Source organism: Mesorhizobium sp. M1A.F.Ca.IN.020.04.1.1 (genome assembly GCF_003997315.1).
In the GTDB taxonomy this organism is placed as follows: domain Bacteria; phylum Pseudomonadota; class Alphaproteobacteria; order Rhizobiales; family Rhizobiaceae; genus Mesorhizobium.
On the sequence record NZ_RZSN01000160.1, the window covers coordinates 1 to 13750 of the forward strand.

15 protein-coding genes and 2 pseudogenes are annotated in these 13750 nt (G+C 59.1%); 6 read left to right on the top strand and 11 right to left on the bottom strand.

Features of this window, described 5'->3' with window-relative positions:
- Window positions 1-249 precede the first annotated feature (249 nt).
- The 6 genes from EOA49_RS25055 to EOA49_RS25080 all read right to left on the bottom strand — a co-directional run bounded on the left by EOA49_RS25055 (window position 250) and on the right by EOA49_RS25080 (window position 7068).
- Window positions 250-1905, bottom strand: coding sequence for an ABC transporter ATP-binding protein (locus tag EOA49_RS25055; RefSeq protein WP_127240639.1), 1656 nt, complete (start codon window positions 1903-1905; stop codon window positions 250-252).
- Window positions 1895-2719: an ABC transporter permease gene (locus tag EOA49_RS25060; RefSeq protein ID WP_245460790.1), complete on the bottom strand. Its 825-nt coding sequence runs from the start codon at window positions 2717-2719 to the stop codon at window positions 1895-1897. Before EOA49_RS25060 ends, EOA49_RS25055 begins: the two co-directional genes overlap by 11 nt.
- 65 nt (window positions 2720-2784) lie before the next feature.
- A complete protein-coding gene (locus tag EOA49_RS25065; protein WP_095832867.1) occupies window positions 2785-3831 on the bottom strand; it encodes an ABC transporter permease in 1047 nt (348 codons plus the stop codon).
- Window positions 3832-3895: 64 nt separating this feature from the next.
- The gene (locus tag EOA49_RS25070; protein ID WP_127240634.1) at window positions 3896-5503 is read right to left on the bottom strand and encodes an ABC transporter substrate-binding protein; all 1608 of its coding nucleotides are present in this window, start codon (window positions 5501-5503) and stop codon (window positions 3896-3898) included.
- A gap of 117 nt (window positions 5504-5620) precedes the next feature.
- Window positions 5621-5974: a Rieske (2Fe-2S) protein gene (locus tag EOA49_RS25075; protein WP_095781418.1), complete on the bottom strand. Its 354-nt coding sequence runs from the start codon at window positions 5972-5974 to the stop codon at window positions 5621-5623.
- Between the two features lie 11 nt (window positions 5975-5985).
- Window positions 5986-7068, bottom strand: coding sequence for an amidohydrolase family protein (locus EOA49_RS25080; RefSeq protein WP_127240633.1), 1083 nt, complete (start codon window positions 7066-7068; stop codon window positions 5986-5988).
- A gap of 130 nt (window positions 7069-7198) precedes the next feature.
- Here EOA49_RS25080 and EOA49_RS25085 point away from each other — a divergent pair, with 130 nt between their 5' ends.
- Both EOA49_RS25085 and EOA49_RS25090 read left to right on the top strand, forming a co-directional pair.
- On the top strand, window positions 7199-8056 hold the full coding sequence (locus EOA49_RS25085) for a LysR family transcriptional regulator (RefSeq protein WP_127240632.1): 858 nt from the start codon (window positions 7199-7201) through the stop codon (window positions 8054-8056).
- An 87-nt stretch (window positions 8057-8143) separates the two neighbouring features.
- Window positions 8144-9223: a hybrid-cluster NAD(P)-dependent oxidoreductase gene (locus EOA49_RS25090; protein WP_127240631.1), complete on the top strand. Its 1080-nt coding sequence runs from the start codon at window positions 8144-8146 to the stop codon at window positions 9221-9223.
- 87 nt (window positions 9224-9310) lie between these two features.
- On the opposite strand, the pseudogene EOA49_RS25095 reads toward EOA49_RS25090, so the two are convergent.
- Window positions 9311-9442 (bottom strand): annotated as a pseudogene (locus EOA49_RS25095) (MFS transporter); the annotation flags it as partial.
- Window positions 9443-9463: 21 nt separating this feature from the next.
- Here EOA49_RS25095 and EOA49_RS25100 point away from each other — a divergent pair.
- Window positions 9464-9721 (top strand): annotated as a pseudogene (locus tag EOA49_RS25100) (multicopper oxidase domain-containing protein).
- The gene (locus EOA49_RS25105) at window positions 9718-10284 is read left to right on the top strand and encodes a cytochrome c (protein WP_127240630.1); all 567 of its coding nucleotides are present in this window, start codon (window positions 9718-9720) and stop codon (window positions 10282-10284) included. Before EOA49_RS25100 ends, EOA49_RS25105 begins: the two are co-directional and overlap by 4 nt.
- Window positions 10285-10584: 300 nt before the next feature.
- On the opposite strand, the gene EOA49_RS25110 is transcribed toward EOA49_RS25105, so the two are convergent.
- From EOA49_RS25110 to EOA49_RS25120, 3 genes are all read right to left on the bottom strand, one after another.
- A complete protein-coding gene (locus tag EOA49_RS25110; protein ID WP_281009321.1) occupies window positions 10585-10731 on the bottom strand; it encodes a hypothetical protein in 147 nt (48 codons plus the stop codon).
- A gap of 416 nt (window positions 10732-11147) precedes the next feature.
- Window positions 11148-11765 (bottom strand): methyltransferase domain-containing protein, encoded by a 618-nt coding sequence (locus tag EOA49_RS25115; protein WP_127240629.1) that lies wholly within the window; start codon window positions 11763-11765, stop codon window positions 11148-11150.
- Window positions 11766-11879: 114 nt separating this feature from the next.
- Complete coding sequence (locus EOA49_RS25120; RefSeq protein ID WP_127240638.1) at window positions 11880-12164, bottom strand: YMGG-like glycine zipper-containing protein; 285 nt, start codon at window positions 12162-12164, stop codon at window positions 11880-11882.
- Between the two features lie 642 nt (window positions 12165-12806).
- Between EOA49_RS25120 and EOA49_RS25125 the strand changes: the two genes are divergently transcribed.
- Window positions 12807-13127: a helix-turn-helix transcriptional regulator gene (locus EOA49_RS25125; protein WP_245460791.1), complete on the top strand. Its 321-nt coding sequence runs from the start codon at window positions 12807-12809 to the stop codon at window positions 13125-13127.
- Between the two features lie 66 nt (window positions 13128-13193).
- The gene (locus EOA49_RS25130) at window positions 13194-13394 is read left to right on the top strand and encodes a hypothetical protein (protein ID WP_127240628.1); all 201 of its coding nucleotides are present in this window, start codon (window positions 13194-13196) and stop codon (window positions 13392-13394) included.
- Between the two features lie 8 nt (window positions 13395-13402).
- Here EOA49_RS25130 and EOA49_RS33150 read toward each other — a convergent pair.
- Window positions 13403-13750 (bottom strand): hypothetical protein (locus tag EOA49_RS33150; protein WP_245460792.1); only part of this gene is annotated, 348 nt, incomplete at its 5' end.

Below are 13750 nucleotides of genomic sequence, written 5' to 3' on the forward strand. Positions count from 1 at the left end.
GCGAACCGGCTCTTCATCCCTGGACTTAAGCTTAAGCTCTGAAATCGTCATGTGTCGAAGCCCTCAAAGGCTCCGAACATCGTTCCTCAGCGTCACGCGCGAAAGGTGCTGTCGGAACAGCGCTTACCGTGAATGTCGCTACGGCCGTAATGAGGCGCAGAGCTGCCGTCGCGGCATTTTCGCGTTGGAGACGCCATCAAACTTGGGCAATAAGAATTCGAGAAGTGCTGATCCGGTGCGCAGGGCTGTTTAGCCAGCCGCGTCCAGAGTGCCTTGGCGCTTCCGTTTTGCTAGAAGTCCCGTCAGCCAATCCGGATCCATTGCCGGGACGGAGGAGAGTAGCAGTTCGGTGTAGGCAGCGTGGGGTGACGTCAGTATCTCGGTTTTTGGACCCTGCTCCACAACCTTCCCTTGGTGCATGACGACGACCTCGTCCGCGATTGCTCTTACTGTCGCGATATCATGGGTGATAAAGATGTAGCTGACGCCGAGTTCGCGCTGTAGGCGTATTAGAAGCTTCAAGATTTCTTCTTGCACAATTTGATCCAGAGCCGAAGTGACCTCGTCACAGATGATGAGCTCGGGATTCGCGGCGAGCGCGCGCGCAATGCAGATCCGCTGTTTCTGGCCTCCGGACAATTCACCCGGCAGCCTGTCGAGGAAACTTTCGTCCATCTCGATCATATGCATGAGTTCGCCGATCCGGCGGTCGCGCTGCTCCCCTTTTAAGCCTAAATAGAACTCGAGCGGACGCGCGATTACCTCCTCGACAGTCTGGCGAGGGTTAAGCGCGCTGTCCGGCGATTGATAGATCATTTGTATACGCCGCAGCAGGTCTTTCGAGCGCTGCTTTAAAGACAAGGGAAGCGGCTGGGCGTCAAATGAGATCGACCCGGACATAGCAGGCAGCAAACCGGTCACGACACGGGCGAGTGTCGATTTCCCGGACCCTGATTCACCCACCAACGCGACTGTTCGGCCACGCGGAACCCTGATGGACACGTCCGACAGCACCTTGACCCTTCCGGCATATGCGGCGGTGACATTGTCGATGGTAAGTATGTGGTCCCGGGCCTCTATCTCCGGCTTGGCAAGTTTGCGCACAGCCCAGAGCGTCCGAGTGTATTCCTGAGCAGGAGCTGTGAGCATCTGCCGTGTACCCGCTTCCTCGACAGTTTGTCCGTGGCGTAGAACCATGATCCGGTCCGCCATTTGCGCCACTACCGCCAGATCGTGTGTCACGTATATCGCTGCAGTGTTAAATTCCTCAACGACCCTGCGGATCGAGGCCAAGACCTCGACTTGAGTCGTCACATCGAGCGCAGTTGTCGGCTCATCGAACACAATCAGGTCGGGTCGGCAAGCCATAGCCATGGCGGTCATGGCTCGCTGCAACTGGCCACCGGATACCTGATGCGGATAGCGGAAGCCTATGGTCTCGGGCTCTGGAAGTTGGAGGCGTTTATAGAGCTCCACAGCATCACGGTTGGCCTCACCTCGGCTGGCGATCCCGTGCGCAACCGCCGTTTCCACGGTCTGATCAAGCAGCCGGTGAGCCGGGTTGAACCAGGCAGCCGCGCTTTGCGCCACATAAGCAATGCGGGAGCCTCGGAGCCGCCGACGGCGTGCTTCGCTCATCGACAAAAGATCGACCCCATCGAACAGCACCGAGCCGCGGGTAATGCGGCATCCTGGCTTGGCATATCCCATTGCAGCAAGGCCGATAGTGGACTTCCCGGCACCGGATTCGCCAATCAGGCCCAACACTTCTCCGCGCTTGAGCGAGAAACCCACACCGCGCACGATCGGGTGCCAGCGCTCGTCGGAGAATCCTTCAACGTGAAGGTCGCGGACCGTGAGAAGATCTGTCCCCCTTTCGCGCGCGATGACACTGCTACTTTTCATCACGCAGCCCGCTCGTTGAATGCAGAAACCAGTCCACGACGAAGTTCACCGCTACTGTGAGAAGGGCAATGGCGCCCGCGGGCAAAAGCGGCGTGACATCGCCATAAGTAAGCAGCGTCGCGTTTTCCCGCACCATCGATCCCCAATCGGCGGATGGCGGCTGTATGCCGACGCCCAGGAACGACAATGCCGCAATGGTCAGAAAAACAAAACAGAATCGCAGACCAAACTCCGCGATGAGCGGCGGCAGAATGTTGGGCAGGATTTCCTTGCGGAGAATCCATGCGGGGCCTTCGCCCCGCAGCTGCGCGACCTCGACATATTCCATCACTACTACGTTCAGGCCAACTGCTCGGGCCAGACGGAACACGCGCGTCGAATCGAGCAGCGCTATGACCAAGATGAGGCTGGTTATCGAAGATCCGAATATCGAAAGCAACATCAGCGCGAAAATCAGGCTCGGGATCGACATCAACACGTCCACGGCGCGTGACAATAGTTGGTCTAGCCACCCCCGGTACATTGCAGCGAGAAGGCCGAGCGTCACACCCGCTGCAAAGGACAAGATAGTTGTGATGAAGGCGATGCCGATCGTGTTGCGGGCGCCGTAGATCAGTCGCGTAAGCATGTCGCGACCGAGTTGGTCAGTCCCGAACGCAAACTCGTGGCTCCAGGGCGCGAATGCCTCGCTAAAGACCTGTGTTTCTCGATATGGAGCGATGAGAGGCGCAAACAATGCGACAACAACGTAGCAGAGGATCACGCCCATACCGAACCAGGCGCTGAGCGGGGCCTTCTTCAGCGCTATAGTCATGCGAGATCGGCGCGTCCGCCTTACCCTTGGCGCCCTGGTGGTCTGGATCACAGGCTCTGCACTTGTCATCGTGGGTGCAAAAGTCTCGGATTGGTTGCGATCGAGATGATGTCGGCGATCAGGTTGAGCAGGATGTAGGTAGCGGCGAACACAAGCGCGCAGGCTTGAACAACCGGTACGTCTCTCGATCTCACGGCATCGACCATCAGTTGGCCGACGCCGGGGTAGACGAACACCACCTCGACAACCACGACGCCGACGATGAGATACGCAAGATTGAAGGCCACAACCGTCACAATCGGGGCCCAGGCGTTTGGCAACGCGTGCCGAAGCACGACCACCATTGGCCTCATTCCCTTCAACCGGGCCATGTCGATATAGGGGCTCGAAAGCATGTTGAGGATCGCTGCGCGCGTCATCCGCATCATGTGAGCAACGATGACAAGCGTGAGCGTGATTGACGGCAGAGCGGCGCGCCAGACGTGGTCCCAGAAAGGGGTCTGGTCGTTGATATTGGCCAGAGTTGGGAACTTCGGCACGACGTTCAGGGTCCAGTTGATCGAAATTGCCAGCCAGACAGGTAAAGACTGTGCGAATTCGGTTCCCGCAAAGGTATCGCGCGAGATAATCAGGAAAGCGAGCATGTAGGCAACGAAGAATTCCGGGAACGAAATGGTCGTAAGTGTTACCGTGTTCACAACCCGATCGAACCAGCTGTTGCGATATAGGGCCGCGACAATGCCCAGCCCCAGCGCCAGCGGCACCGCGATGAGAGCGGTCATGACCGCCAGGAACATGGTGTTGTAAAGGCGAGGTGCGATGATCTCGGCGACCGTCCGCCGGTAGCCGGTTCGACTGGCAAAAGAGGATCCAAAGTCACCCTTTGCCATCTTACCGATCCAGCTGAAGTAACGCTCAACTGGGGGGCGATCGAGGCCGATCTCGTGTTGAAGGGCCGCGACCGTTTCCGGGGTGGCAGATTGACCGAGTGTCGCCTTGGCGAAGTCGCCGGGGAGCATTGCAATCGCCGAAAAAATGATGATCGAGACGACGAACAGGGTAATTAGGCCGAGGCCTAACCGTTGTAGAACCGTCTTTGCGACCGGATTCAAACGCATGCGCGCATTCCCAGGATTGCGCCGTCCGCAGGGCGAGCGACGCAGCTGGCAAACACCCCTACGCCTCCGCCATCCACCAGCGCTCTGCCATCTTCAGTCCGTCATTTTCCCAATTCGGCGCCACATCGCCATGGCCTAGTTTCTTGGATTGGGCGCTGACGAAGTTGTTAAACACCAGCACGATGCTCCCACTATCGTCGTGGGCCAGCTGTTGCATCTCGCCATACATAGCGGCGCGCTTGGTTTCATCCGTCTCGGCTCGTGCTTGGACAAGCAATTCGTTGAAACGAGGATTTTTCCAGAATGACTCGTTCCAGCTGGATTCCGCTGCGAAGGCTTGTGTGAACATCCAGTCGGCTGTCGCGCGACCGCTCCAATAGGAAGCGCACCACGGTTTCTTGAGCCAGACATTGTCCCAATAGGCGTCCTCCGCCTCGCGCACCACATTGACGTCGATGCCGCACTGTGCGGCGGTCTCGCGAATGAGCGCCCCCGCGTCCACCGCACCTGCGAAAGCGGCATCGGCAACCGAGAGATCAACCTTTAGCTTTTCCATTCCCGCCTTCTTCAAATAATGGCGGGCTTTTTCAGGATCGAAACGGTGTTGCGGCTCCGGGTTCTTGTAAAACTTGATCGCCGGCGCGATCGGACTGTCATTGGCAACGGTGGCATGTCCGAGGAAGATTTTGTCAGCGATCTCTTGACGGTCGATCGCCCACTTCATTGCCATGCGGACGTCCGGATTGTCGAAGGGTGCCATAGTGACGTTCATCGGCAAGGTATAGTGGCCGTAGCCGGTGACTTCGATGATCTCGATTTTTGGATTGCGTTTCAGCATGCCGAGTGTCTTCAGATCGGCGCGGCCAATGTAATCCACTTCCCCGGTGGAGAGGGCAGCCATGCGTGCCGCCAAATCAGTAATGGCGATGAACTCCACCTCGTCCAAGTAAGGCTTGCCGTTCTTGAAATAGTTCGGATTGCGCTTGAGCTTGGCCGAAACCCCAGGCTGGAAATTCTCGAGCACGAATGCGCCGGTTCGTGTTCCTGATGCCCAATCCGCCTTCCCGTCCACGCTCGGCATGATGACGAAATGATAGTCGCTCATGATATAAGGGAAATCGGCGTTGCCGCTTTTGAGGGTAAAGACAACCGTTTCTGGGCCATCCGCCTTGATGTCGGAAACGGATTCAAGCAGAGACTTCGCCGCCGATTTGGTATCGACACCCATGTGATACCGCATAGAGGTCACGACATCTTCCGCCGTCACATTCTTGCCGTTATGGAAGGTGACGCCCTTGCGCAGCTTGAAAACCCACGTTTTGGCCCCATTGGAAGATTCGAAGCTCTCGGCCAAGTCCGGCTGTATGCCACCCTTGGCGTCGACCTCCGTGAGGCCGTTGGACATAGCGCCTGAAAAGGCCGTTTGCGTGAAGGTATCCGGATAGCCGGCCGGATCGATGGAATCTGTCGTCGCGCCATGCGCCATGCCAAGTTTGGCGAAGCCGCCTTGCTGCGGTTGTGCCCGCGCTGCGGTGACGAAGATCTGGTCGGAGGCAGCGACGGTCAGACCCGCGGCTAGTCCCAAATGGATGAAGTCGCGGCGGGAAACCTTGCCGCGCCCGATCAGACTTTGCGCGACGCGAAATTTGTACTCAGATTCAGACATTTCCGTTCTCCCATTTGCGGATTTTCCGCTATTTTTTTGAACCCATTCAAGTCAGCCGGTCAGGCCTTTTTCCGCTGGTTCCGTCTCCCTGCACCGGGCTGCTGATCGTTTTGACCCTCACGCCGTCACATAAATGTTGCCGTCCTCAACTGTGACCGGGAATGTTCGCGCACGCACAGTTGGGTCGACGAGTGCGGAACCCGTCTTGATGTCGAACTCCCAGCCGTGCCAGGCGCAGCGCACGATCTCGTTTTCTCGATGATAGATGAACCGCGCATCCTCGACCGGCGCGGTCGTCCCGCATTGCGGCCCCTCACAGAGGGGCGCACCGCGATGCGGACAGATGTTGAGCAGCGCATGGAAGCTCTCTCCGATCCGGAACACACCCACCGAAAGGCTCCGGACTTTGGCAATGACAGGTGTCCCGGCTTCGATCTCGTCAACGCGGCAGATGAAGGTTTTCTCGCCCATATTCTGCTCCGTCAGGCAGCGTTCGCGGTCAGGATGGCAGGAATGCGCTTGTAGACCTCGAGCGCATTCTGCCCCATCACCTTCGCTTTCCAGGAAGGCGGAATGTGGAGCGTATTGGCGTCGTCATAGTCCCAGTGCGGATAGTCTGACGCAAACATCAGCGTGTTCTCGCCATCCATCGCTTCCAGAATGGACCACAGATGCTGCACGTTGGCTGGCTGCTCCAGCGGCTGTGTTGAGAAGCGGATATTACGGCGGCAATATTCCGATGGCAGCATCTTGAGCCATGGCGTTTCTTTACGCAGCGCCTTGTAGTCCGCGTCGAGGCGCCACAGCACCGTCGGCACCCATGCGACGCCGCATTCGATCACGACGAAATAGAGTTCTGGCCATTTCTCAAAGACGCCGTGAGCGATCATGCTGGCGACATGGCTGATCGCCGACATGTGCAGGATGGCGTGCGTTTCCCAGAAGAAAGTAGTGGGGGCAGGCGCGACGGCGTTCCAGTTGACACCTCCGTGCCCGCCGAGGTGAATCGCGAACGGCAATCCCATTTCCGCGCAGGCTTCATAGATCGGGTGGTAGAAGGGATCACCATACGGCTTCACTGAGCCTTGGGAGGCTAGAACCTGGACCATGCGAGGATGATTGCCCAGCCGACGGATTTCAGCGGCCGCCAGCTTTGGATCCTGGGGCGCAATGACGATCGAACCCATGAAGCGATTGTCCTTCGGCAACCACTCCGCGATCTGATAGTCATTGTAGGCACTGACCAGGGCACTAGCGTAATACGGGTTTGCCAACGTTGAGGCTTCAATGGGCTCGTCGCCGGTCAGGACTGCCACCCCGACATTATACTTGTCGAGATGTTTTTCCTTCATAATCCGGTAGTTGTCCGCCTCGGTCTCGGGCCGCACATCTTTTCGGGAGAAATCCTGCGGATGAAACCAGGGGCGATGGCCGTGTGGGAAAGATCCTTTGGGGCCAGTCTTCTCGCCCTCGATGAACATGTCCTTCCAGACGCCCGAAAGATACGGCTCCAAAACCGTGGCGCTTGACCAGTAGTTGTGACAATCGCAGTCGACGATAAACACTTTAGCTTCGCTCCCTGTCTGGCTTAGCCGCGCCTAGCCGTTTACTGCCTCCACCTTCCGCCTTGACAATTCCCGGATCAAGCCAATGATCTCTGGCTAATGATCGGCTTTTTCGATTAAGGCGTGCTGCATGCAGTTGGACCACATCGAGACGTTCCTCGACATCATTGAATCGCGCAACTTCAACCGGACTGCGGACCGGCTGAACATTACTCAGTCTACGGTGAGTTCTCGGATCAAGGGTCTGGAAAGCGCGGTTGGGTCAGAGCTTTTCCATCGTGGTCGTGCTGGCGCTGAGCCGACCGCGGCAGGGCGACGTTTCGAAGCCTACGCGCGAGCGATGCTTTCGACATGGTCGCAAGCGCGCCATGACGTGCGCGCATTCAACCGGTTCGAAGGGACGCTACGTGTGGCCGCACAGGTTGGCATGACACGATCGGTGCTGCCTGGGTGGGTGGAGGCGCTCTGCCAGGTTCTTCCAAAGGCCTCGATTCATGTAGAGTCCGACTATTCCAATCAGATGGTGACCGATCTCAGCATGGGAAATCTCGACATAGCCGTGCTCTATGCACCCCGCTATCTTCCCGAAATTACTTATGCGCACCTCATGGTCGAGGAATATGTGATGGTCTCCACCGTTGCGAGGACGCTATCGGAGGTGAATCCTGACAGCTACATTCGCCCGGGGTACACCGTCGTACTCGAGAAAACCCATTCGGAACTGATCCCTGCCCTGGCAATTTCCAGGCTATCCATGGGATCCGAAAGCTTGGCCGAGGCGATGCTGCGACGAACCGGGGGGAGCTGTTACATGCGCAACGACGATGCCCGCAGGTTCACGGCCGAGGTCCCGTCGTTCCTGGTCGAGGGCGCCCCGACGCTTTACCAGCCCGTCCATACGGCCATGCTCGCCCGGCGCAAGCATGAGCCGATCATCCGCAAGGGGCTTCGTGCGCTCCAGCTCGCGGTGATGTCGCTCGAAACATAGATCGGAATACCCGATCAAAAAGTAGGGCTCAACCCGCTGTTCCGCGAAGGCTTTGGATGGCATGTTGGCGCGTGACTGAGAGCCCAAATGAACGCACACACCTCGTTTCCGGCTTCTGAATTTGTTGCTGCGATGCGGCAGCGGCAATGGGCCGACTCATCGCCGCAGGCAATGGTCTGCCGTCGGGTGATCGACGAGACGCACGACGTGAAAACGTTTGTCTTTTCGGCTGCGTCAGACCGCATGTTCTGCTTCAATGCGGGACAATATGTGCTTGTTCGCCTGAGCATTGACGGGCTCAATGTGACGCGAGCCTACTCCGTCTCCTCTCCACCGACTCGACCACTTGATTTGCACATCACGGTAAAGCGTACACCTGGCGGGCTGGTTTCCAATTGGCTCCACGACAATCTGCGGTCCGGCGATGAAATCAAGATTGAAGGCCCCCTGGGTTCGTTCAAACTCGATGACGCTGCCAGCGAAAAGCCTCTCTTTCTTGCGGGCGGCAGCGGGATCACGCCTCTTATGTCGATGCTGCGAATGTTGACGGATCGAGCATCCGATCTGGACCTTCGGCTCATCTACAGCGTGCGGTCGCCACGCGATATCATCTTTAAATCGGAACTCGATGCACTCGCTGCCCGATTTCCCAACGTCGAGGTGACATTCCTTTGTTCCAAGGGAGATTCCTCGTGGGCAGGACCGAGTGGCCGGTTAAATGGCCCCCTGCTCCTGCGCCTTGTTCCCGATCTTGCCAATCGTACAGTCTACACTTGCGGCCCCGAACTCTACATGAAGGCAATACGAGCCAGTTTTGATGAAGTTGGTATTGAACCGCTGGCCTATTACGAGGAGAGCTTCGGAGGCTACGCTGGCGGTGCTGCTCCGGATGAAGCCTCTGCCATTTCGTCTTTTGTCCACTTCACCAAGTCTGGAATAGAGCATTGCTGCGCGCCCGGAGAGACCCTGCTGGATGCAGCGCGCAAATGTGGCGTCTATGTCCCCACCGCGTGCCAGCAAGGAGTTTGCGGCACTTGCCGAATAGCCAAGCTCTCCGGCGAAGTGTCGATGTGTGATCTTGGCGGGCTCACTTCCGAAGAGAAGTCTGCGGGTTATGTGCTGGCCTGTTGCAGCCGCGCGCAAGGCAATGTTTCAATCGATCTTTGACTCGGTCGAAATTCTAAGCGGCGATATGGCCAATGGCCTTAACATTTGGCGGCCCTGGCGGAGTGCCCCCGGTGCAGTGTCAGGGTGCGCCTTGGTATAGTCCTTCTCGCCCGGCAAAACGTCGGGGATTGTGGCCTGGAACGTCGGCGTGAAACCGGCTGAGGCCGACTGCAGGATGAAGATCAGGACATAGATCTGCCAAATCTCAGTGACCTACGGTCGGCGAGGACGCTCAGCATGATGACTTTCTTCTCCGAACCCTACATGAATCACCCGTTCCATCTCCACGGCACGCAGTTCAAGGTCGTGAGCGCGAGCGCGACGGCCAGGTCGCCAGATCGCCCTATCTGGCATGGAAGGACACGGTCAACGTAGCGCGAGGAGAAGACGGTGCGGCTCATCACGCGCCAGGAGCAGCCGGGTGCGCGCATGTATCACTGCCACATCCTCGAGCATGAGCAGCTCGGCATGATGGGCATTGTCAACGTGCGGGCATGAGAGGCCGCGCCGTTGTCGCGGCGGCGATGCTTTTGCTCGCCGGCTCGCTGACCTTTGCTCCGTCGCTGGCAGCGGGTTCGGGCGGTCCGATTGTGGCGGCGCGACAGGAATCGATGAAGGAAATGGCGGCCGCCGCGAAGTCGATAGCCGAGATGTTCGACGGCAAGCGCGCCTATGACGCCGCCGGCTTCAGGGCGGCTGCCGAAGCGCTGCGCGCCCGCACCGGCCGCGCCATGATCGCCGAATTCCCGGCCGGCACGCTGGGGGAGCGATCGTGGGCCAAGACGGAGATTGACCAGGCGCGGCTCGAATTCGAGTCGCTCGCCCGCCATATCGGCGATCTTGCGGACGCGCTGGCCGCTAAGGCCGACAACGCGCCGGCCGAGATCAGCGCCGACATGCGCATGGGAGCGGGACTGCCGATGGATGGCGGTAGCCTGCTCGGCAAGCACCCGGGTGCCGCCGAGGCCGAGCCGGCAAAAATGCCGGAGGAACATCTGCTGCACCTGATCCTGCAGGATTGCGCCAGCTGCCATTCGAAGTTCCGGCAAAAGGAGAAATAAAAGAGGCGCAAACGCATTGGTCATCACACCGGGCCGGACGTAGAACTCCCCGGCCCTCGCCCCATAGGACCATTGCTCTGTGCCATCATGTTCCGCAACGGCTTCCGCTCGCGCGAATCAGTGCCCGAGCCCTACGGTGTCGCCAGGACGTCCGCTTTCAGGAAAAGGCGAAATTCCTTCCCACGACCGCGATGGGCCGCGAAGTCTGCACTCTACCATCCTAAGCCCTTCGCTATAAGTGGCGATTACGTCCTCTTGTCATCTCCATGACTGCTACGCCTCACGTGGTGGCCGCCGAATTTATCGCACAACCAGCAGAAGACGCCCACTGTTACGGATGAGTTCCGGCGCCAATATTGCGCGCTTGCCAGCGATCGCACTTCGCAAATCGTGCACGGAAGAGACCGGCTTGCGGTTGACCGCCACGATCATGTCGCCGGTCCGCAGCCCCGCTCTTGCCTAAGTGCCTGAATTCGCGATTGAGCTGAACAAAATTAATGGCCGCCGGCGCCGCCGGGACCGTTGAGAAATTGGAACCCAAAACAAGGAGTTTTTTGGAGACGGAGGACAGCAATGGACCGACAGACGTTTTCGCCGATCATTCCTTCCCTTGCTCCCGAGATGTCAGACCTTTCGCTCGACCGGCTCGACGCAGTTGCCCCGCTGCCTGGCGGCCCTTGCAATGATGACCACCGGCAGCTGGTCGAGCGACTGAGCGCGTGAGGCTAAGAAGGAGGGCAGACAGCCGTCAGCTCTGAACGGCGTTTGGCTTGGTCAAGGGCGGGCCGACGCCCGCTTCCTGGCGCGCTGGACTTTGTCGAAAAGCGAGAAGGCGCAGTCGCGGTTCGACGTTGGCACCGAAGCTAACTGCGCTTTTTCGCGAATGCCCACACCATTAGCGGGTACTCTTCGTCATTGCTGAGATCCCGCCACAGGCCGTAGGCCCGCACCGGCCCGCCGATATGCGCTCTCGCGCAGGCCTTGTTGCCCCAGCCGAAGACCTGCACGTCATTTTCTGCGAAGCCGCCCTCGATCATGACCTGCTTCAATCCCGCCGGCGTCCAGCGGTTGTAATCGTGCGGCCGGGCATGCACGCGGAACAGGAAAGGCGTCGCGACCATTGCCCATCCGCCTTGTTTGGTCATTGCATGGATGTTGGCCGCGGCCGCGAGCGGCCGCTGGACGTGCTCGAGCACCTGGTCGGCAATGACAATGGAAAATTGCTCGTCGGTGCGGTCCCGGCAGATGTCGAACTCGGGGAAATCAACCGAGCGGTAGTTGGGGCACATCGCCCGCCAGTAGCGGTTCCAGCCGGGTGAGATTTCGATGACGTCGCGGGATTTGCGATTGGCCGCTTCGAGGAAGGCCGTGAAGGCCTCGATCTGGCAAATGCGCAACCAGTTGCGGGAATCGTAGCCGATCAGCCGTTTCACCGCGCGCTTGCCACGGTCCTTCAGCGCGTCGGCAAGGGTCGTCGTCATCTCGACCTCCTCTGCAGCCCGCCTCAGAGACGGTTTTACAGCGAGAAGCGTACAAAAGGATGACGGAAGAGGGGAGCCGGCGCAGAAAACGCCGTCTCCCAGTCACTCAAAGGATCAATAATCGCCGTTGTAGTACCGGTCGTCGCAGGGCGCGGTGTAGATTTGGCCGTAGCGGTCCCGATAGCGGCAGAGCTGCTCGCCGCGGCGCTGCGGGGTCGTCGCGCTGCCGACGACGGCGCCGAGCAGCGCGCCGCTCGCCGCACCGATCACCGTCGACTTGGTGTTGCCGCCAATCGCCTGGCCGACCAGTGCGCCGCCAGCGCCGCCGATCAGCGCGCCGGTGGTGGCACGCTGCTGGCCCTCCGTTTGGGTCTCGCATCCGGCCAGTGCCGCGGTCATCAGCACCTTGTCATCGGTCGTGACGGCGGGCGCATGTCGGACCGTCAGTTTTGTGCCCGGATCATCCCCTCGGCACCAAAGATATGCTTTGGCCAATAACCGATAGCCCTCTGAAGTAAGCGCGGGCTTCGCTATGATGCGCTCGACGATCTCGCCAGTGTGCGCCATAGCTTGGTTCACCAGTTTGTCAGCCTTTTTGGTATAGATGCCACTCATAGCCTTGCTGGTGGCCTTTCCGTGGCCCACCGGTGTTCGAACTCAGCGCCCAGCGCGAGCAGTTCGCGGTCCGGATGGTTCTCAGGCCTTGCATCCTGTGAGAATGAGATCGGACCGGGATAAGCCGAGGGTTTGACGTGAGCAACCCAACCTGGTTTATCGCCTGCCGGTGTCATGAAGCCGTTCATTGCTTCCGACAGTTCATGTGCAAGGCGAACGGCGCGCTCGTCTGGCGTCTCGACGGCCTGTGAGGCAAGAGCGCTTCCTGCGCCCGCTATGGCCGGCAGCGAGGCTAGGCCAGTCAGCAAAAGGCGGCGGTTCAGGTTAGCTGTAGGCAAAGCTCCGCCATCCGCCGGAGCGGTCATATTCTCAGACATTTTGGGTTGCCCCCCTTGGGCTCGCGGCGTGATTGCCGCAGAGGTAAGCGTGGCAAAACGTTTTATTGTCAATAAATTTTTTATATGTCTGGCAACAATTAACTGGATAAGCTACTTTGAGGGGACAATGGAAATGACGCCGGATCAATGCCGCGCCGCGCGCGCGCTCATCAAATGGAACCAGCAGCGCCTCGCCGATGCCGCCGGGATCGGAATTGCGACGCTCACCCTCTTCGAGACCGGCACCTCCGCACCGCGCAGTGCCACCGTAGAGGTGCTAGAACGCGCTCTACGCGATGCTGGCGTGGTTTTCCTTGAGGAAGGGGAAATGATCGATGGCGGCGCTGGCGTGAGGCTGAGGAAGCAATGAAGGCAGCCTTTCGGTTTGAGTGATCCCCGCCCCGCCGGGCGCGGTCGGAACTGAGGAGAAAAGGGTGTGTCCTTCAAAATCACCTATGAGCCTTTGAACCGGATTGCCGGTGTTCAGCCACAAATGGTCGAAAAAGAATCGGCCCGCGATGCGTGGATCGCCGTTGATGCGCTGATGAAAAGCGACGAGCGCGTCACTATTTCCGAAGATGGCCAGCCTATGACGTGGCAAGAGCTTCGAGACCGGGCACGGGGATCTGCGAACTAAGGGCCAGCTCACGGACCAGCCGACTTACGGTTGAGATCCTTCGGGCTGGTGTCTGGCGAATATGTCAGCGTGATACGCCTGCCGCCGCAGACGGCGCATTTCATCTTCGGCTTCAAGTTCCATTCCATCGCCGGAGCATCAGCGCCGAACCGATTGCGGAGCGCTGGCAGATCGAGCTTTTGATGCCGATGGCAATCGAGGCAGCCGCCAGTGACCGACATGCCCGCGTCGATCAGCGCTTGGAGTGTCCAGTCGCTCATGCCGGCGATATAGGCAGCGAAATGAGAGAACGCCAGAAGGGCAGAGCCCACTCGCTTTGAGGGGGGGCGAGCGGGCTCCGGGGGGTGGACCCCGTC